Raw genomic sequence first — 19,263 nt, 5'->3', positions numbered from 1 at the left:
GGCTAAGGTAATTGCAATTATCTAAGTACTAAGGAAATGGCTAAACATTTCTTTAGATTAATCTTGGTATATCTTCAAATATTTTTAGGTAGTTTAACTGATTCCTAATAATTTCCACCTTCCCAAATCAAAAGCTGTCTGGAAGCTGCAACAAAACAATTAAGATGCTTGGGTGGATAAAGAAAATTATCGTAAGCTAAAGCCATTTGTCTGGCTGCTTCATGATAATCAACTCTACCAATTCCGGTACCCAAACCGGGGCAAGCTACAGTATTAATTTGATGTTGAGAAAATTGATTATGACGGCGCACGGCTAAAAGCATAGCCCACATCGCTACATAAGGAATATCTGTGCCTACGATAGACATGGGAACTCGCATGGTAGGTGTATGTGCGAGAAAAGGATGTTTAGAATTACCCGTTTCCACAATCATTGATGTTCCTACAGGTTGTTCTCCTAAATAATCTTCAAGGATGCGTTGCTGTACCCTATCCATCAACGAATCACCGAAAAACTTGATAATGGCAGCATCCATACCACCATCCATCATCCCAAAAGAATTCGCAGGGCTAACTAAACAATCGAAAGTTGGCAACCACTCAAAGTAGTTGTTAACGATTTCGATGTTAGGAAAATAATTGAAATGTCGTTGAAAAGCTGTTGTTAATAATGAATCGGGCGCTACTAGAATTAGTCTCAAGTTTTATTTCTCCGCTTGAATACTATTGTAGTAGAAATTTTTAAGTTTTTGGTTACAAGTATTACCCGCCCAGGGTTGCAAACCCTGGGATAATAGCAGAAGTCTTATGGATCTCAAATCTTGCACCATTCTCAAAAAGTTCAAAGAAACCCGGTTTCTTGTCGTGAAAGCACGATTATCTCGTTATAAAATCGCAAAGAAACCGGGTTTCTGACATTGCTGCAAGATGTCAGATGGATAAGACTGAGGTATTTATTCAGGAATTTCCATGAATGTAGACTTGATTAGGACTTACTCAACTGGCATATTTTCTTGCAGGGTGCTGTACACAATGATTTTTAACATAATAATTCGGTTTATGGTGTCACGCACCACCCAAGTATTATGACAATTGTTTAAGTCCTGTTAATTAAAGAAACATGAGACAATTACAAGATTTTGAGGTATTATTAGCTTCGTTAATAACCTTACCTATCTAAACCTAACCACTTCTCTTCAAGTCTTGCTAATAAGCTACTTGCTGGATCTTTGTAATTTGGTAAATTACTAGTTGACCAGTTACCAATTGGTTTAATATTTTCATGCTGTAAAAATTTAACATACTCCATTCGTCCCCAACTAGTTTTGAAGACTTTAAGTTGTTTCTCAATATTTTCTCTATTTATAGAAACAATCTTAATTTGCTTTTTTATATTCTGCCAGTCATGAACATATTGACGAATAATAAATATGCCAAATAATGAAGGTATAATTACTGCAAATAAAATTGTTAACAGATATGGCAACATCAAAAACAAAGATTTTAGCAGGTTTCTCAAATCCGGAGAATAGCTAAGTAGAAAGTTATTAAACAAGATAAATAAATAATTAATAATTGCTAATGGCAATAATAAAATAAAGAATAAGATGAAAAACAAAATTGAGACGCTAAAAATAAATAATAAGAGTGTGAATAAAAATTTCAAAAGCCCTATCGATATAGTTTTTAAAAAATGTAATGAAAATAGCAACTTGCTGCTTTCCTCTATTGAAGGCATCAAATTTTCCTTTATGAAAGGAATAAGATAGAAAGGAATATAATAAATAGGAAATAAGAGCGGTAAGCTAATATAAGAAAAATTTCTGAGATAACCCCATACATCATTAGGATATAAATTAGGGCTGCTTTCAATTATAAATGACCAAGCAAATAAGGCTGCAATACCTAATATCATTCGAGGTTGTAAGGAATACAGCTTGTTAAATATGATATGAGGAATAACATCTCTATGTTCAAAAATAGATGAAATAAAGCGTCGGAAAGAAGAAAACTCAGATAAGATATTTTTGAACCCAACTATTGTTAGGTACAAACAAGCTGTTATTATAGGCATGAGAATTATATTGAGTGCCCAGCAGATAGCAAATCCTACGGTAAAAGTATAAATATCTCTGACTCGCCATCTTAAAAATTTATTGACTTCAGTAAAACCATCGGAAAGACTTAAGGAAAATAATAAGTCATCTTTTTTACGAAAAAGCTTTAGAAGATCAAAACTATTAATATAATTTATAATTGCATACTTCAAGTCATGACTAATTTTTGGTAAATGACGGCAGGATCTTAAAGCTGTCTCATTAATCCAAGGATCGCCTATACTTATTGCTTGAATAATTGCTGTGTCAATATCTTCGTCTCGTAAAACACCTACTGCATCAACTACAATTTTCTGCAAGAGAATATTTTGATTGTCATTCTCAAGAATTTGATGAATAAAAACTGCTAAATCTCCTCGAAAATCTTCTATACAGCTAACTCTTGCTCTAAAAGCTTCCTTAATGAAACGCAAACAATGAATCATACGAAGAAATCGAGGATCTCTCATATCCAAGCCATCTTTAATTATTTGATTAATTTCTGCCCAACAAAAGTTAGCAATTTGTTTTACTTCATCTTCTTGTGCTACTTCACAATATAAAACAAGGGCATCCCGCCATCGCGAATCACTTGGAATAGCATCCTTCGGAACTCTTTGGGGTTTCTCAAGCAATCTTTTTACTACAAAATACTCATTGAATCTTCTGTGAACAAAACTGAACTGTTGTTCATCTCCTGAACCTAATCTTCCCAATCTTGCATATTTCAAAACATCAATTACCTTCTCTACTGAATAGTTAGGCAATCTTGCATTTAGTTCTGAAATTGATGCTTCAAGTCCTAATTTTTTATCAGTGAGCATCACATCTGAGATATCAGTCGCACACTGAATAACTTCTTCCTTTGTCAGTTCATTTTTTTTTATTTTGTCCATCGATGCCTGAAGATTGCGATCGATGTAACTTGCATAAAGCTCTGCTTGGTTTTGAGGAAGGCTATTATCATGAGCCTGAGCATAGCTTGAAATCAAAGTTGCTGTAAAAGGATTCCTTGCAATAGGTACAAATTCTTGTCTATCCTTAAAGATACGTTTTACTAAGATGTCATTATATGAAAGTGATTTTTTCAAAAGATTAATAATTTTTTCTTCAGTCAAGGGACGAATTTCAAGTGTCGTTTTTGCATCAAATTTACTTGTCGGTTTTCTAAAGACTCTTGAAGCAAGTAACCCCCTAGATTCAGTCGCTCCACAAAGAAATCTATGACTTATATCTGAAAGTTTATCAATCAACCAAGAATTTTCTTGCTCGTCTAATACTGTAGGGATTTCATCGAATGAATCAAGAATAATAAAAAATCTGCCATGCAATAGCATTTTATCAAAAGTGGCTCGCATAAACTCATTGGTGTAGTAATCTCCTCTGCCAATTAAGTTATCAAATACAAACTGTTGTAATTCTTCTACTGTAGGAGGGTTTTCTTCCGTCCAAAGTCTTTGGGGTTTCCACTCTTTAAGATTTATATATAAAGGGAGTTTTCCTGTTTTTTCACTTTCAAGAAATAGTTCCAGACATAGTTTTCTAAGAGCTACACTTTTACCAGAACCTGGATCGCCTAAAACTAGAAAAACTCGGCTTTTCTTATCAGAGCGAATTGCATTAAGTAAGTCGGTAACTTTTCTTAACCTCTTAGTACCAGACTGTACTTCTACTTCAGCATCAAGAGGAATATAAGCATCTGGATTCCATCTATTTTCTCGGTCTATTTTCCTAATGTCATCGGCAAAATAGTTGCAAAATGCTTTTAGTCTATCTTGGTAACTTTTTTCTGGAAACTCCTTCTCTATGGGCGTTGGATGCTTGCCCATTGCTGTTTTATCTTGCGTGTAATGATTAACAATAAAAATTACGAAAGCTATGAAGAGTAAAACAGCAATTGATGGAGATTCGGGTGAGTTTATGGGGGCAGGTAGCTTGTTTAAAAAAGGTTTAGAAAGCAAATTTAAAATGGGTTTCCACCAAGGTTGTGATACTACTACAACACCACTAGCAATTTGAAGAGAACGTAAGCGTACATTAGTTCCTCCTCGATGTGCAGGTTCCCACGCTGTCTTAGTTAATACAATGATTACAATTATGAAAACAGCAAGAATAATCGTTTCTAATACAGTATTGATTGTGAAAGAGGTTAGAACTACAGCAGCAGCGATCGCTAGAAATATATAAAAGGAGAAATGAGGTGTATATCTACTTTGAAAACCCATTTTCAATACTTTTTCTGTAACAGATTAGTGTAATTAGCGTTGCATGATAGTATCACATCTTTAGTCAAGGTATTAGAACCAAAGTGTTATCTCTATAACAATTAGAACTGTACACTTAAATCAAGATATTTATACAATACTGAGTTAACAATATAACTACAAGGAGTAATTAAAAAAATTAATGCTTAAGCTTTGAAATACAAGATGGTGCGTTACGGCATTAACTTAGATATCTGTTTCCCCGCAACCATTTCGTTGCCGTAACACACCCTTGTATATTAAGAGTGTGGTAGACCTCACACCCTTGGTTCTTAGAAACCGTTTTGTAGCATGCCCCATTCCCAATTACCCAATACCAACCACCAATTTCCCAATCATCGAACCCGCTTCCAACAACTCGTGAGCTTTCCCAACTTCTTCTAAACCAAAAGTCCGATTAACGCAAATTTTCAATTTTCCTTCATCCATCCACTTCGCACATTCTGCTAATATCTCGCCATGATGGGCTTGCGCTTCTACAATTCCTTGCAACATTGGCGTTAACATCAATTCCAAACCAATTCTCAAATTCCTTTGTCTGGCTACTTTCCAATTAGTTTGCTCGCTTGGTTGCAATATTGTCACAATATCCCCGTAAAACCGTATGGCTGGGAATGTTTTCTCAAATGTCTCTCCACCAACGGTATCGAATGCTAAATCAACGCCTTCCCCATTTGTCCAATCTAAAACGGCTTTGGCAAAATCATTTTCTTTGTAATTAATTGCATAATCAGCCCCCAGATTCTTGACAAAATCGGCTTTTTCCTGAGAACTTACCGTTGTACAAACATCGGCACCCTTGAGTTTAGCTAGTTGAATTGCTACATGCCCGACACCACCAGCACCGGCATGAATTAATACTTTTTCACCGGGTTCTAAACGTCCGCGTTCGTATAATGCTTCCCAGGCTGTTATTAATACTAAAGGTGCGGCAGCGGCTTCTATAAAGGATACAGATTTTGGTTTTGCAGCTACGAAACGTTCTTCTACAATTGTAAACTCTGCGTAATTACCTTGGCGATCGCCAATCCCCCCGCTACAAAAATATACTTCATCACCTACTTGAAACCGTTTAACTTTACTTCCTACGGCTTCTACTATACCGGCACCATCGCATCCCAATATTGCAGGCATTTTATCTGGGTAGAAAGTACCGCGTTTGCGAAGTTTAGTATCGATGGGGTTAACACCAGCAGCTTTTAAACGTACCAAAAGTTCTGTGTTTTGAGGAGGAAGCGGGTTTGCAATTTCCCGCAGTTGTAATACTTCCGGGCTTCCGGGTGCTGTCATCAATACTGCTTTCATATTTCTTATTTTTAAAGCCTACAGTACAATAAATCTACATTTTTAGAAGCACTATAGGAAAGTTTTTTTTCAATGCGAAGGGATGCAGGGTTTTTAATACTTATATGTTAAATAATTCCGATGCACAAAGATATATACCTATAGATATACGCTTCCCTTCCGTAGGTATGATTATCTTTTTGTTAACTTTATAACAACTAAGTTTTAATTTGCAAATAAAGAAAAGATAATTTTTAGTTGTCACTATTGAATTAACTTGAGCTAAGTAAAAATTCTTAACTTACAGGTTATGTCAATTTAAGCCTGAAACTACAAGGAATGGTGTTGAGATTACCTTTGATAGTGTTTTAGCACGTTTTTCGGTTATTTTTTGTATAAATAGGCTACATTTTATCCACATTTCCTAAGTAACTTTTCTTTTTTAATCGGCAAGCATATCGGTGAATCGAGAAATTAGTAGCTGAATACTTGCTGCAATTTTTGAGCGACAATTTTTATTTAGTTCCTGTTAGTACAATCTTTAATTTCCAGGAAGAATCAATATCATGGCTACAGCTACAAATGACATGAATTCAGGAAACGGATTAGAAATTACCTCAGATACTAATTTGAATGGCGAAACTTTCAGCAACTTTAAGGAAGATGGTATTGCAGTTCAAGAGGATGGTGTAAGTGTTGAGCTTGAACAGGTTGAAGCTACCAAAAATGGAGATGATGGCTTTGATATTAACGGTGATGTGAGCAATGCTTCTGTTTCAGCGAAAAATTCTACTTTTAACCTCAATGGTGATGACGGTATAGATGTTTTTGGGGAAAAGAATACTGTAGATTTATTTCGAGTGGAAGCCAGTTTCAATGAAGAATCTGGTTTAGAGCTTGATGGTAACAACAACAATATCAAAATCGACACTAGTGAATTTGAAGCAAACCGAGATGGTTTAAATATTCCTCGCACGGGTGTAGGAAACAATATAGATATCCAAGATTCGGCGTTTTTTGACAACAAGGATGATGGGATTGATATCTTTGGTAATGACAATACTTTTACTTTAGATAGAGCCTCTTCAACTGGTAATGTTGAGGATGGTTTAGAGATTGATGGAAGTAAAAATAAAATTACCGGCAGCAACAATAACTTTTCTAATAACGGTGGAGATGGTTTCAGCGATGATATTACTGCTTCTGGTAACGAAATTACTCTAAATGCAACCACGTTTCGTAATAACGGTGATGATGGTTTTGACATAGAAGGTTCCGATAATACAATTACTTTGAAGAATGTATCTTCTGATGGCAACGCTGAAGAGGGTTTCGAGATTGATGGACGTAACAATAAAGTTACTATTCAAGATAGAAGCGTTTTCGGCGGAAACAAGGAAGATGGTTTTGATATCGACTTTCGAGGTACTGGTAATACTGTAGAAGTTATTGAAAGTGGATTCCGCAACAATGGTGACGATGGATTTGATATTTTTGGACGTAACAACACTGTTACTTGGGAAGATGTCCAATCTTTTGACAACAAAGAACAAGGTTTTGAAGTTGACGGCGATGCTAATACGATTACTATCAAAGATAGCTTTTTGTTAGATAACGGCTCTAGTGGCTTTTCATTCGATTACACCGGAGAGAATAATAATCTAACTATTAACGATTCGGAAATTCTTCGTAATGCTGAAGACGGTATTGAAATTCTTGGTAACCAAAATACTGTTAGTCTTTCTAATGTAGAGATTTACGATAACGGTGAATGGGGATTAGATATTGCTGGTAACGAGAACTCTATTACTATTGGAAGTAGTACTTTTGAGAATAATCAAAGCGGAGCTATCGTAATCGGTGGTGATAACAATATCCTGGAAATACTCGCCGGTACAAATCTGACTGCTGATAATATTGTTGATAATGGGAATAACAATACTATCAGTTTTGTTTAATTGCTATTGATTATTTTAGTAAATAGCAAAGCTTGATAATTAATCAACCCGGTTTTCTAAAAAGACCGGGTTTCTTGTAATATTTAATTGTCACAACTTGTATATAATATTCTCATGAACAATCGTACTTCTTACACTATCAAATCTGGCGATACTCTCAGTGAAATTGCACAACGGTATTTAGGCACCGCTAACCGTTGGCAAGAAATAACTAAAGATACGGGAGAATGTTTTACCGAAAATGAAGCGCGACGTTTACAAATCGGTCAAGTTGTTTATTTGCCATCAGAAAATCATATTAAAGCTAGTAACAATCACAATCAAAAAATTAGCGATAATGGTTTAAAGTTTATCGCAGACCATGAAGGAATGATTTTACATTTATATAATGACCCAGCTAATCATGCAACAATTGGTGTCGGGCATTTAGTACATCACGGTCCAATAGATGGCTCCGAATCGGAAGAGTTTAAACGTGGAATTACCAAAGAAAGAGCAATGGAGATTTTACGAGATGATGTTAAACAAGCAGAAAAAACCGTTAAGAAACTAGTCAAAGTACCGCTGAATCAAAATCAATTTGATGCACTCGTAAGTTTTGTTTTTAATATCGGAGAAACGCAATTTGCATCTTCTACATTGTTAGCTAAATTAAATAATCAAGATTATAATTCCGTACCGAGCGAATTAAATCGTTGGGTTCATGGTAGTGGTAAAAAATTACCGGGTTTAATTAATCGTCGTCGGGATGAAGGAAATTTATTTCAAAGTAAAAATTAATATATAATCAATTACCAATTACTAATTACCAATTACCAATTATTTAAGAATGCCGATTTTTTCTCAAAACAACCCGCTACTTGGAACCTGGAAATTAATATCGATTACAGCCATATTCCCCGACGGAAAAGTTGATAGCGAAGCATTTGGAAGTAACCCGATTGGCTACATTACTTACACAATAGAAGGTAAAATGATGGTGCTTTTCTCAAAGAGCGATCGCGCACCCTTAAGCGGTAATTCGGCTTCACCCCTAACTGCCGCCATACATTCGGTACCAATCGAAGAACGAGCCGAAGCTTTTTCTACGTTTAATTCCTATGCTGGCAGCTATACTATTGATGACAATAAAGTTATTCATCACGTAGAAATTGCATCAATTCCTAATCGTGTCGGAAAAGCTCTGACTAGGACTTTTACATTAAATCAAAATCGAGTAACTTTGAAAACTCCACCTAGTAAAAGCGATAATATCCCAAAAATCTTTGAATTGACCTGGGAACGGGTAGAATCAGCGTAAAAAGGAGAAAAAACCGCAAAACATGAAGTTTCACGGTTCGGGAATGTAATGTGAGGAGCTTAACTTTGATATCATTATAACCAGCAACTTGCTAGATAATTGCTTCTGTATCAATTTTTGAAACAATACTTTTTATTAGATAACTATTTATTTTTAAATATTAAATTATACATTGTTATATTAGCTGGTTGTATATATACGGCTTTTAATTTGAGTAAAATACCTCACATAAACCTTTCCTTATTAAGGGAGAGGGATGTATTTATTAAACTAAAAACTTCTATAAAAAAGAAACCGTGGGATATTTCAGGGAGGTCCACGGTTTTGTTAATATGGTGTAAGGAGACTTGCTTATTTAATTGCTATTGTATAATTTGCGAACATTAATAGTTAGCTGGTAACATTTTTGGTAACGGAGTGATTTTGTTTAGGTTTTATATGCTTGTTACCCATTCACAACAAAGCACCACCACAACTCGATCCGCTACCAGCAGTACAGCCGTAACAATAGCTAGCAGTCTGAACTTCATTAATTAAATTCAAATTACCAGCTTTGAGCAATTTCCCTACTGTGATGTCTTCACCATCGCGAGTTTTAGCTGGTATATTCATCATCTGGTTGAAGTCGCAATCGTAAACGTTACCGAGATAATCAATAGACAATTCATCCCGACACATTAAGTTTTCTACGGTGACGGGGTTAAAATTTGATTCCAAAAACTGGAGGTAAGGCTTATATAATTTGGTTCTTTCCAAATGAAACTTAGTTCTACCAACTGGTAAATTCGTGATGGCAAATAAGTTATTAAATACAATACCAAAGTTGTCTTGTAAGAACTTTTTGTAATCTTGTTCTAATTTTACTTGGTTGGGAGTTAAAGCAAATTTTTCATTTGTAGGTAATTGTGGATTGTAAACCAAATCTAAAATTAAATCCGATTTATTAGCGTAGCCTAATTTATTTAACCATTGCAGCGCTTTCACCGAAGCATTGAATACACCATCACCGCGCATTTTATCAACATTATCGGCAAGGTAACAAGGCAGTGAAGCAACAACTCTGACTTTATGTTTGGCAAAATATTCGGGGATATCGCCAAATCCATCTTCAAAATAAATTGTTAGATTAGAGCGAACAATTACCTGTTTGCTATTATTCCTTGCAGCTTCAACTAATGGCTTGAAACCGTAATTCATCTCCGGCGCGCCACCTGTTAAATCTACAATTTTAATTTCTCCAAATCTATTAATTACTTCTATCAACTGCTCGCAAATTTCTGGAGATAATTCTTCAGTTCTTTTTGGTCCCGCATCAACATGACAGTGACTGCAAGCAAGATTACAACGCTTACCTAAATTAATTTGTAAAACATTGATTTCCTTTTTAGTTAAAGTCGAATTAAGTTTACGATTGAACGGTGTTACTGTAGTTTGAATCATAAATTATTTGGTAATGGGTAATTGGTAATGGGTAATTGGTAATTGGTAATAGGGCATTGGGAATTGGGCATGGGAAATTGGTCATTAGGGATTGGAAATTGGGGATTTTAATATATGAAAAACAACAAGGGAGCAAGATGCTCCCACTACAAATGCTTTTATAATTCCTAACTCTTAACTCCTAACTCCTAACTGCTCACTGTTCACTGTTCACTGTTAACAGCATCCGCCGCCGTCATAATACCAAGTGGAATCGGTGACTATCACTTTTTCTGGAAGTGCAGCGGCTAAATTTATAGCAGTTTTATCGCATACAGCGGCTGGAATTCCTCGTTGTAAAATGTGACCGTTGTTGTCATCAAAGAATGGCTCTGAACCGGCATAAATAGCTGTTTTCCCGGTGAAAACACAAGCTCCATCTTCTGGGATTGGTACTTTAAAAGCTACAGAGTCAAGACTTTCTAAAAGTAGGTTTTCTTCTAAGTTATAAGTAGAAGCTTCTAGCAAACGATAAGGACGACGAGCGCGAATTTCAACTTGTCCAAAACCAACATTAATAATGCGTTGAACGTAGTCTTCATAAGTTAACGCTCCAGATAAACACATTGCTCTCAATCTTTCATCTTTTTTCAAATGTTCTGGTATTGAACGAGTTGCAATTGGGTCGCTCATTTGCAAGCGTCCGCCCGGTTTTAATACGCGATATGCTTCTTTTAAAGCACGAGTTAAATCTTCAGGTTCAAAAATATTAAAAAGACAGTTTTGAGCAACAATATCAACCGAACTATCAGCAACTGGTATATTAAAAGCATCACCTTCGCGAACTTCGACGAAGCTAGTATCGAACCAAGGATTATCTTTGGCTGCAACTTCTAAATTCTGCTTGGCAGCTTCGCGCATATCTGCAACTGGATCGACGGCAATTACTGCACCAGCACGACGGGAGAAATAAGCAAATTGTAGAGCTTCTAAACCACCACCAACGCCTACATACAATACTGTAGGTTCATTACTAAGTTCGTTCGCATGAACAGTAGTACCGCAACCGTAGTTCATTTCCTGCATTTTCAAAGGAATATGCAACCCCGGTAGCTGCATGGGGGTACTCTGCACGCAACATAATCCCACTTCGGGGGTTTGCGCTACTTCACTATAAAATTGGGCTGCTGTTTCTAAATAGGTCATTCGATTGAAAATTTTAGATTTCGCTGTATAGATAGTAATATCAATAATTTCCGTTAGACAAAGGCTAAATAAAAACCTCTGAATTGAAAAAAGCGGTGGTAGGTAAAAACCCACCCCACCGTTGATTCTACAAGGCTGACAAAAATCTGGTAGCAGATTTAATGTTTTATAAATTTATTTAAATACTTTTCCTTCTTCCTTAGATTAGTTTTTGCTGAGAAGATGCTGGGATAATGGTAAATTTTAGGAAATGGGGAATTGGGCATGGGGCATTGGAAAAAGATTAAAATCGATAAAACATCAATTTATCGGTGCGTGACGGCATTATGATAATTATTTATTAATTAAGATAAATTATTTTAGCCGTCACAGCACCCTACATGGAATAATTTTTTTAGCTACGCATCATATTTAATCAAACGCACGATTAGCGTAGCTTTAATTATCAAAACTACAGGCGATCGCCAGTTCTGCATGTTGCAATAAAACGCTTTTATCGAGCATTTCCACTGTATACTGCGGTGTATCGCTCAAAAGTTTCTCAATTCTGCTATTAGCTGCTGCTACCACTGATTCATCAAGGCTACCGTTTGCTAACGACTTGAAAAAATCTTCAGCAATAAATTCGATTCGTTCGGTGGATGACGATGGCAAATTACCGCACATCAAAAATATATCGCAGCCTGCATTTAATGTATTTGCGACGGTACCGCTTTTGTCATACATATCCGCAACGGCTTTCATATCTAAGTCATCCGATACCACAACTCCTTCAAAACCAAGTTCTTTTCTCAATATCTGATTCAAAATTGATTGAGAAAATGTTGCTGGTTTATCCCCTCCGATTTCTGGGAAGAGGATATGAGCTGTCATAATTAAGGGAATTTTTTCGGCAATCAAAGTTTTGAAAGGTATTAATTCTCGTTTTTCTATAGCTTCCTTAGTTAAATTGAGTACCGGCAATGCTAAGTGAGAATCGGTGTTGGTATCTCCGTGTCCGGGGAAATGTTTGGCACAGGCTATAATTCCCGATTCTTTGAGTCCGATAAAATATTCGCGGGCATATTCGGCGGCTGCTTCTGGTGTTGTATCGAAGGAACGAGGTCCGATGATGGGATTGCTGGGGTTGGAAAATATATCTGCCACTGGTGCCCAAGATACGTTGATACCCAAGGATTTGAGTTCGGTTGCCATCGCCTTCGCGACTGCCCGCGCTCGTTTGCGACAAACATAACTATAAGGAAATCGCGTAATTGGCAAAGGTGGACGAATTACCCTTCCCCCTTCATGATCGATGGAAATAAACATCGATTCGCGTTCGGTATATTCTCTGATTTCTTGGCTGAGTTTTTTGTAAGTTTCCAACCAAACTTCATAGGGTTCTCCATCGCGGAAATTTTTCGCGAAAAAGCAAACTCCTACAGGTTTGATTGTACTTAATATTCTTTTATCTTCATCGGTTAATTCAGTACCTGAAACACCGATAATTAAATGATTTCCGAAGTTCATTTGTTGGTTAGTTGTTGGTTGTTAGTTGTTAGTAAATAGTTGTTAAAAGAAATAAATTTATATCTATATATTGATATTGGTAAAAGCAAAAAGAAACAATTTTGAGATTTTACAAATAAATTAAAGTAACAAATATTTTTTGGCAAGCTGTATTGATACCATTTTGATATAGGGATATATATTTCCCAATTTCCAATGCCCAATGCCCAATTCCCATGAATAAAGTCATCTTTCACATAGCATTCCCCGTCACCGATATTTCTCAAACTAAAGCATATTATGTCGATGGTTTGGGATGCACCTCCGGAAGGGAAAATCGCAATGCTGTAATTCTCAACCTTTACGGACATCAGCTTGTCGCTCATGTAACTAAGGAACCCCTAGCACCCCAGCGCGGTATTTATCCCAGACATTTCGGTTTGGTTTTTACTCAAGAAGCTGACTGGGAAGATTTACTAGCAAAAGCCCAACAAAAAAATTTACCATTTCGAGAAACAGCTAAAAACCGCTTTGTAAATACTCCCCTCGAACATCGTACCTTTTTTCTAGAAGACCCATTTTACAACTTGATGGAGTATAAATATTATCGCTATCCCGAAGCAATTTTTGGTAATGCCGAATTTACTCAGATTGGCGACAGGGCTTGAGTAAAGAGTTAGGAGTTAGGATTTAGTGGTTAATAGTTAATAGTTAAGAATTAATTCACTGTTCACTGTTCACTGTTCACTGTCAACTGTTCACTGGAGCCGATAATGCTGTTGCGATCGCACTCAAACTTCTCTTATCAACAAGCATCCAAGCATGAACTAAAACTGGTACCGTCAAGTTATCTCCTACTGGCATTTTAGAACTATCTGCCGGGACAATCATCATGTCGTAGGGTGTCCAAATAGAAGTAAAATTAATTTGCGATAGCATGTCAGCATCGCTGTTTAAATCTCTAATTAAACTACTATTAGGACGCATTTGCACGCAGCCCAATCCTTGATTAAAATACCCCGTCAAAGTACCGTGGCTCGGTGCTGAAAGTGCAATAAATCTTTGTACCCGGTTGATTCCTCCCAACCGCTGCACGTAATAACGACTTACTATTCCCCCCATACTAAAACCAAGCAAATCAAAAGGTTGTTCTTCCCCGAAAGTCGCTTCAACTTTATCGGCTACCTGTAAAGCTAATTCATCTAATCCTTTCCTACCGTCGTTAGGAGTTAAATCTAAATCGTAAACTTTCCAACCAGCTTCGTTAAGGAAAGAAATCATTTTCCTAAATACTTTGCCAGTATCCCAAATGCCATGAACTAACAATACCGGATTGCGTTGTCGAGGGGTCTGAGTCATTTTATACATAGAATTAACTTTAGCCTATTAAATGTAGCGTATTGGGGGAATTGGGCACTGGGCATGGGGAAGTAGAAAAGAAGAAATACACTAACAACTAACCACTAACAACTAATTTGTTAACTTTTGTTAAATCATCTTTCACAGTCTTGCTCTAAGTTACAAGAAAATCTAATAATTGAGATGAAGTTTCAATTACCTTCAATCGCTTGAGCTATAAGACATTTAGCAGTTGCAGGTAGTAGAATTAATTAAAACTGTTACTCAAGCTATCTCTATCTACTACAATTCTTGAAATGTAGATGGGTAATGGTAAACAAGCATTTTTGATAATTGTTTACTTTCATTGCGTAATTATTAATTTTTTTGGTCAAAATTCGGGTATAAAAGACGAAGATTAAGCACGTTTAGTTTTATCAAAACCTTAATTTGGGGGGATTATGAAATTTATTTCTGGACTTTTCAGCGGTAAGAAAGATGGTAACTTCTTTTTAGAATTAAAAGATGAGCCTGACGAGCCAATGGCAAAGGCTAATTCTAAGTCGGTTGAAGCTCCTGCATCTAATAATGGACGTTCGTCAGCTACTACAGCAAAGACAGATACAGTTAAGGTGAAAGATGCAGAGAACGAAGTTAAAGAAGTAGCATCCGACAAAGTTCAAGAAGTGGATGTGGAAATGGTTCAAACGGCTAAAGGCGTAGAAGCTAAGGTTGTTCCTGTAGAGAAGAAAGAAGCTAAAAAGAAAGCTGCAAAAAAAGCTGTATCGGATGCAGTTAGCCCAGAAGATGATAAAGAAACTCTTTTTGCACCTAAATATCTCATACCTAAAAACGATAATGTTCGCCGTCGCCCTGGTGCAAATATGAATTCATTTTTAGATATGGCTAGTAAGGTTAAAGCTCCTTCTAAATAAATCGCAATTCTGACAGATTTATTAATTTTATTCAATTAAAACCTGGTTTATTGAAGCCAGGTTTTTTCTATTGTCTGGAATTAGACAAAATATGAGTTTTAAAAATTAGGTTTATGATTTTTCAATTCCGGATTTAAAATTAGCTTGAGTGTAGGTTTTGAGCTAATTCATGTATTAGATTTTACTCATTGTTTTTCAATGTCACAGCAAATAATGCAATAAGTAAACTATCTAAAGATGATTATTATGTAAAATTACATTAAATTTTATTATATACTTACTCATTTTATATTAAGAAATATGCATTTTTATAGACTATTTTATAGAAAATAATTTAATATTTTCTTAATGTTTATCTTTACTTATTATACCATTAGGTTTTTCTTATCAAATGAAAGCTAAAGAATTGTTGCAAAGCTACGCGGATGGTTTAAGAAACTTTAGCGAAGCTGAGTTGGCTTCTTTATCTTTAGTAGATGCAAAGCTTTCTCATGTGAACTTAGAGTCTGCGATTTTGGCAGATGCTAATTTATTCAGAATCGATTTATTTAACGCCAAGCTTTGTAAGGTTAGATTTGCAAGAGCAAATTTAAGTGAAGCTGACTTAGGGGAAGCCGATTTAAGAGAAGCAAATCTCAAAGGTGCTAATTTGACGGGTGCTAATTTAACGGGTGCGACGCTTATGAATGCAAATTTGAGCGGAAGCAACTTGAGTGGTGCTTGTTTAAGCGGTGCGAAGCTATCTGGTGCTAATTTAACAGAGGTAAATTTCACTGATGCAAATTTGAAAAGTGCTTCTTTAGTAAAGGCTCAACTGATACGAACAGATTTAACTAATGCTGATTTTACTCGTGCTAATCTGCATCAAGCGGTTATTTCCTCAGTCAAACTGCGAAACACTATTTTGCATGATGCGGTAATGCCTAACGGTAAGTATTTTTCCCATCCTAATTTATATATCTTGGATAATATTAATAATCCTGGAGATTCAAATATTATGAAATTGAATACTAGTGAATTAATACAACTAGAAACTTATATTCAAGATGCTGTTGCAATGCTTTATTGGAATATTCCTAGAAGCGAGAATACCACTCAGGAAGCGATTAGAAATACGATTATCAAGCATATTAATAAATATATTCGTCTCAAAGTTGCTTTATTTAGTTCTCTAGAACAATTGCCTGCTACTGGTGATTAATTGGTAATTGGTAATTGGTAATTGGTAATTGGTAATTGGTAATTGATAATTGGTAATTGATAATTGGTAATTGGTAGTTGGTATTAATAAATATAGACCCTCAGTATTTAGTTTAGAAAAAGTAAAATTGACTAAGCTTAAATTAAAGCCAAATATATTAATTATTAGATAATTATAAATATTATCATTTATGAGATGAGGGCGACACTAAAGGTTGTGATTTGCTCCGCTGCATTCAGATAATTGTTTTGTTCTTAAAGGAGTATTTCGCAAAGCAACAAGTTCAATTTCTCCCTTATTGTTACGCATAAAACCAGTAGCTTCTACAATTGTTAGTTTATTTGAAATAGTTGTAACTTCAGAATTACTATTTCGCTGACGATATTGTGATAAATTGCGAATATCCGACCAAATACGATTTAAATATAAGGATTGGTTTGGATTATGCGGTACTCCACCTTTTCCTGTAGCAACAAAAGTACTGCCGGTATTACTAGAACATCCTGCTGCTATTTGCTGCGATGAATCTGCTAATTTTACGGGTAATTCTGTTAAGCCAGAACTAGGATCGATACTAATATTATTAATCTCTACCGTACCGTTAACACCGAGTTGGGAACTTGCAGTGATATCGCTTCCTTCAGTTAGCTCGTTACGAAATTCTAAACCGAATATTCCTTGAGTTGTAATGTTGATATTACCCCCGTTTCCTTCAACAGCATTGGCAATAATATCGCTATTTTCAAAACCGGCAATTACGGGAGAATTAATGGTGATATTACCACCATTGCCTGTACTTTTAGCTTCTGTATTAATCGAGCTAGTATTGCGTAATAGCAAAGAATCTTGAATATTTAACCTAACGCTACCACCTTTTCCAGAAGCACTAAAAGCATTGATATTTCCTTTGTTATCGAGAAAAATCTGGTCGGTATTAATCTCTATATTTCCACTATTACCCAAACCTTGATTGTCAACTGATACTACTCCACTATCTGTAACAGTTAAGCCAGGGGTATTAACAACTATACTTCCTGAGTCACCGCTAGGTAAATCAGGAAGTCCAAGAGTTTGGCGAAAAATTTCATTCAAAACTGGTGCGCTAGAATCTATAGCACTCCCTACACCACTGATATTTATAGATTCGGAGGCATTGATAGTTAATTTACCAGCAGAGCCTTCTGCCCAAGTAGAAGTACCAATATTAGCAAAATCAAATATTTCCAGTTTAGAAGTATTGATTGTGACATTACCACTATTTCCTGTGCGTAAAGCTAAACTACTTATCAAACTAGTGTCTGTTTGACTAAAACCACTCATGGTTAAACTCTCGGAAACATTAATCTGAATATCTCCTCCTTGAGCGCTACTAAAGTTACTTGAAGTAAGCAAAGCTCCATTTAAAACATTGAAATTTTGAGCGGAAATATTAATTTCTTTAGCATCACCATTGCCAAAATTCGCTACAGCGATACTACTAGCTACATCTTGAATGAAAGAGGAAAAGCCATCAATTTCAATTAGTTCGCCGATATTAACATCAATACTACCAGTATCCCCTGTACTATAGGTGCGGGTAAGAACTAAACCTACATCTTTGAGAAATAAATTACCACTAGAAATAAAGATATCCCCTGCTTTGCCTGTACCCAAGGTTTCTGTAGTTAATCGAGAAAAAGCAATACCTGTTATAGTGCCGAAAGGCGTGACTCGATCTGGTGCATTCCTAAATTCATCGGCAATTAGTATTGTATCGGTAGCATTAAGAGTAATATTTCCAGAAGGTTGAGTACCATTATTTTGAATAATAACTGCGGAAGCGTCTTTAAGGGTAATATTTCTTGCTTGTAATTGAATATCACCTGTAATAATTCCACTGGTATCTACAAGAGATTTTTCTAATAAGTTAATGTTTGCAAATTTTTGCACCTGTGAGGTATCGAATTGCCAAGATGGGGAACTATTATCAAGCTTTAATCTCCCTTCTTCAATACTACTTAACTGAATATTTCCCCCCGGTACTCTGATAATTCCTCCAATTAAGTTAATTGCGTTGCCAATTAATCCTAAAGTTTCTCCCTGGCTAACTTTTAACCCTGTAGCTGTGTCATTTAAATTCAAAGGAAAAAATGCTCCTCCGGTGATGGCATGACCATTTCCTTGTACAGTAATACTGCCGGAATTACTCCCCATCTGCAATCCCAATGGTACGCTAAGGGTTAATAATGGTGCACTTTGAGCATTCACCGCACTAAATTCAAACCCATCCTCAAACAAAATACTTTCTGCGGTACTTCCCAAAAATGAACCACTAATATCTAAAGAAGCATTTTCACCGAATACTATCCCGGCAGGATTAATTAAAAACAAATTTGCATTACCATTAGCTTTTATTAAGCCATCAATATTGGAAATATTTCCACCAGTAACCCGATTAATTATATTTACAATATTATTAGAATTCTTAAAAATTGCCTCACCACCACTAGGAATAGAAAATTCCTTGAAGCTATGAAATAAATTATTCCCTTTTTGAATACCGTTGAGAATATTAAAATTATTACCGTTTAAGTTAACAGTTGTATTAGTAGTGTTATCAGATAGTACCTGAGCGGGTGCTGGTAAAGTTCCAAAGGTTAGTAAAGCACTTATCAATCCAGATACAAACGCAATCCCTTTCATGTTGTTGAAATTTATTTAGTTATCTTCTGGATTTATAGTTCCCATTATCTTTCTGATACTATCCCCCCCCCCATAAAAAGCAGTGTCATTAC

15 protein-coding genes are annotated in these 19,263 nt (G+C 35.8%); 6 read left to right on the top strand and 9 right to left on the bottom strand.

What is annotated here, in order from left to right; genetic code table 11:
- Positions 1 to 104: 104 nt before the first annotated feature.
- The 3 genes from RIV7116_RS04375 to RIV7116_RS04365 form a co-directional block, all read right to left on the bottom strand.
- Complete coding sequence (locus RIV7116_RS04375) at positions 105 to 701, bottom strand: macro domain-containing protein (protein WP_015117052.1); 597 nt, start codon at positions 699 to 701, stop codon at positions 105 to 107.
- 467 nt (positions 702 to 1,168) lie between these two features.
- Entirely contained in the window at positions 1,169 to 4,321 is a 3,153-nt protein-coding gene (locus RIV7116_RS04370) for an NACHT domain-containing NTPase (RefSeq protein ID WP_015117051.1), read from the bottom strand.
- Between the two features lie 345 nt (positions 4,322 to 4,666).
- Entirely contained in the window at positions 4,667 to 5,665 is a 999-nt protein-coding gene (locus tag RIV7116_RS04365) for a zinc-dependent alcohol dehydrogenase family protein (RefSeq protein ID WP_015117050.1), read from the bottom strand.
- A gap of 545 nt (positions 5,666 to 6,210) precedes the next feature.
- On the opposite strand from RIV7116_RS04365, the gene RIV7116_RS04360 reads away from it, so the two are divergent.
- The 3 genes from RIV7116_RS04360 (at position 6,211) to RIV7116_RS04350 (ending at position 8,902) form a co-directional block, all read left to right on the top strand.
- Positions 6,211 to 7,602 (top strand): right-handed parallel beta-helix repeat-containing protein, encoded by a 1,392-nt coding sequence (locus tag RIV7116_RS04360; protein ID WP_015117049.1) that lies wholly within the window; start codon positions 6,211 to 6,213, stop codon positions 7,600 to 7,602.
- 114 nt (positions 7,603 to 7,716) lie between these two features.
- Positions 7,717 to 8,382, top strand: a complete 666-nt coding sequence (locus RIV7116_RS33630; protein ID WP_015117048.1) for a glycoside hydrolase family protein — start codon at positions 7,717 to 7,719, stop codon at positions 8,380 to 8,382.
- Between the two features lie 49 nt (positions 8,383 to 8,431).
- Positions 8,432 to 8,902 carry a lipocalin-like domain-containing protein gene (locus RIV7116_RS04350; RefSeq protein WP_015117047.1) on the top strand — a complete coding sequence of 157 codons (471 nt, stop codon included), beginning with the start codon at positions 8,432 to 8,434 and terminating at the stop codon, positions 8,900 to 8,902.
- Positions 8,903 to 9,355: 453 nt separating this feature from the next.
- Here RIV7116_RS04350 and arsS read toward each other — a convergent pair whose 3' ends face one another.
- From arsS to nagZ, 3 genes are all read right to left on the bottom strand, one after another.
- Positions 9,356 to 10,342: an arsenosugar biosynthesis radical SAM (seleno)protein ArsS gene (arsS, locus tag RIV7116_RS04345; protein WP_015117046.1), complete on the bottom strand. Its 987-nt coding sequence runs from the start codon at positions 10,340 to 10,342 to the stop codon at positions 9,356 to 9,358.
- Between the two features lie 216 nt (positions 10,343 to 10,558).
- On the bottom strand, positions 10,559 to 11,527 hold the full coding sequence (gene arsM, locus RIV7116_RS04340) for an arsenosugar biosynthesis arsenite methyltransferase ArsM (protein WP_015117045.1): 969 nt from the start codon (positions 11,525 to 11,527) through the stop codon (positions 10,559 to 10,561).
- 438 nt (positions 11,528 to 11,965) lie between these two features.
- Positions 11,966 to 13,036 carry a beta-N-acetylhexosaminidase gene (gene nagZ, locus RIV7116_RS04335; RefSeq protein WP_015117044.1) on the bottom strand — a complete coding sequence of 357 codons (1,071 nt, stop codon included), beginning with the start codon at positions 13,034 to 13,036 and terminating at the stop codon, positions 11,966 to 11,968.
- Positions 13,037 to 13,251: 215 nt separating this feature from the next.
- Between nagZ and RIV7116_RS04330 the strand changes: the two genes are divergently transcribed.
- Positions 13,252 to 13,683, top strand: a complete 432-nt coding sequence (locus tag RIV7116_RS04330; RefSeq protein WP_015117043.1) for a VOC family protein — start codon at positions 13,252 to 13,254, stop codon at positions 13,681 to 13,683.
- 82 nt (positions 13,684 to 13,765) lie between these two features.
- On the opposite strand, the gene RIV7116_RS04325 is transcribed toward RIV7116_RS04330, so the two are convergent.
- The gene (locus RIV7116_RS04325; protein WP_044290751.1) at positions 13,766 to 14,374 is read right to left on the bottom strand and encodes a triacylglycerol lipase; all 609 of its coding nucleotides are present in this window, start codon (positions 14,372 to 14,374) and stop codon (positions 13,766 to 13,768) included.
- A 440-nt stretch (positions 14,375 to 14,814) separates the two neighbouring features.
- On the opposite strand from RIV7116_RS04325, the gene RIV7116_RS04320 reads away from it, so the two are divergent.
- Together RIV7116_RS04320 and RIV7116_RS04315 are read left to right on the top strand one after the other, a co-directional pair.
- Complete coding sequence (locus RIV7116_RS04320; RefSeq protein WP_015117041.1) at positions 14,815 to 15,288, top strand: hypothetical protein; 474 nt, start codon at positions 14,815 to 14,817, stop codon at positions 15,286 to 15,288.
- Positions 15,289 to 15,679: 391 nt separating this feature from the next.
- A complete protein-coding gene (locus RIV7116_RS04315) occupies positions 15,680 to 16,489 on the top strand; it encodes a pentapeptide repeat-containing protein (RefSeq protein ID WP_015117040.1) in 810 nt (269 codons plus the stop codon).
- Here the strand turns inward: RIV7116_RS04315 and RIV7116_RS37515 are convergent.
- Together RIV7116_RS37515 and RIV7116_RS04310 are read right to left on the bottom strand one after the other, a co-directional pair.
- On the bottom strand, positions 16,476 to 16,577 hold the full coding sequence (locus tag RIV7116_RS37515; RefSeq protein ID WP_371261637.1) for a hypothetical protein: 102 nt from the start codon (positions 16,575 to 16,577) through the stop codon (positions 16,476 to 16,478). The two genes, RIV7116_RS04315 and RIV7116_RS37515, sit on opposite strands and share 14 nt — an antisense overlap.
- Positions 16,578 to 16,696: 119 nt before the next feature.
- On the bottom strand, positions 16,697 to 19,171 hold the full coding sequence (locus RIV7116_RS04310; protein WP_015117039.1) for a filamentous hemagglutinin N-terminal domain-containing protein: 2,475 nt from the start codon (positions 19,169 to 19,171) through the stop codon (positions 16,697 to 16,699).
- Positions 19,172 to 19,263: the final 92 nt, after the last annotated feature.

This window comes from Rivularia sp. PCC 7116 (genome assembly GCF_000316665.1).
Classification (GTDB): domain Bacteria; phylum Cyanobacteriota; class Cyanobacteriia; order Cyanobacteriales; family Nostocaceae; genus Rivularia.
The sequence above is the reverse complement of the archived record's forward strand: the minus strand, read 5'-3'. Positions and strand labels throughout refer to the sequence as shown.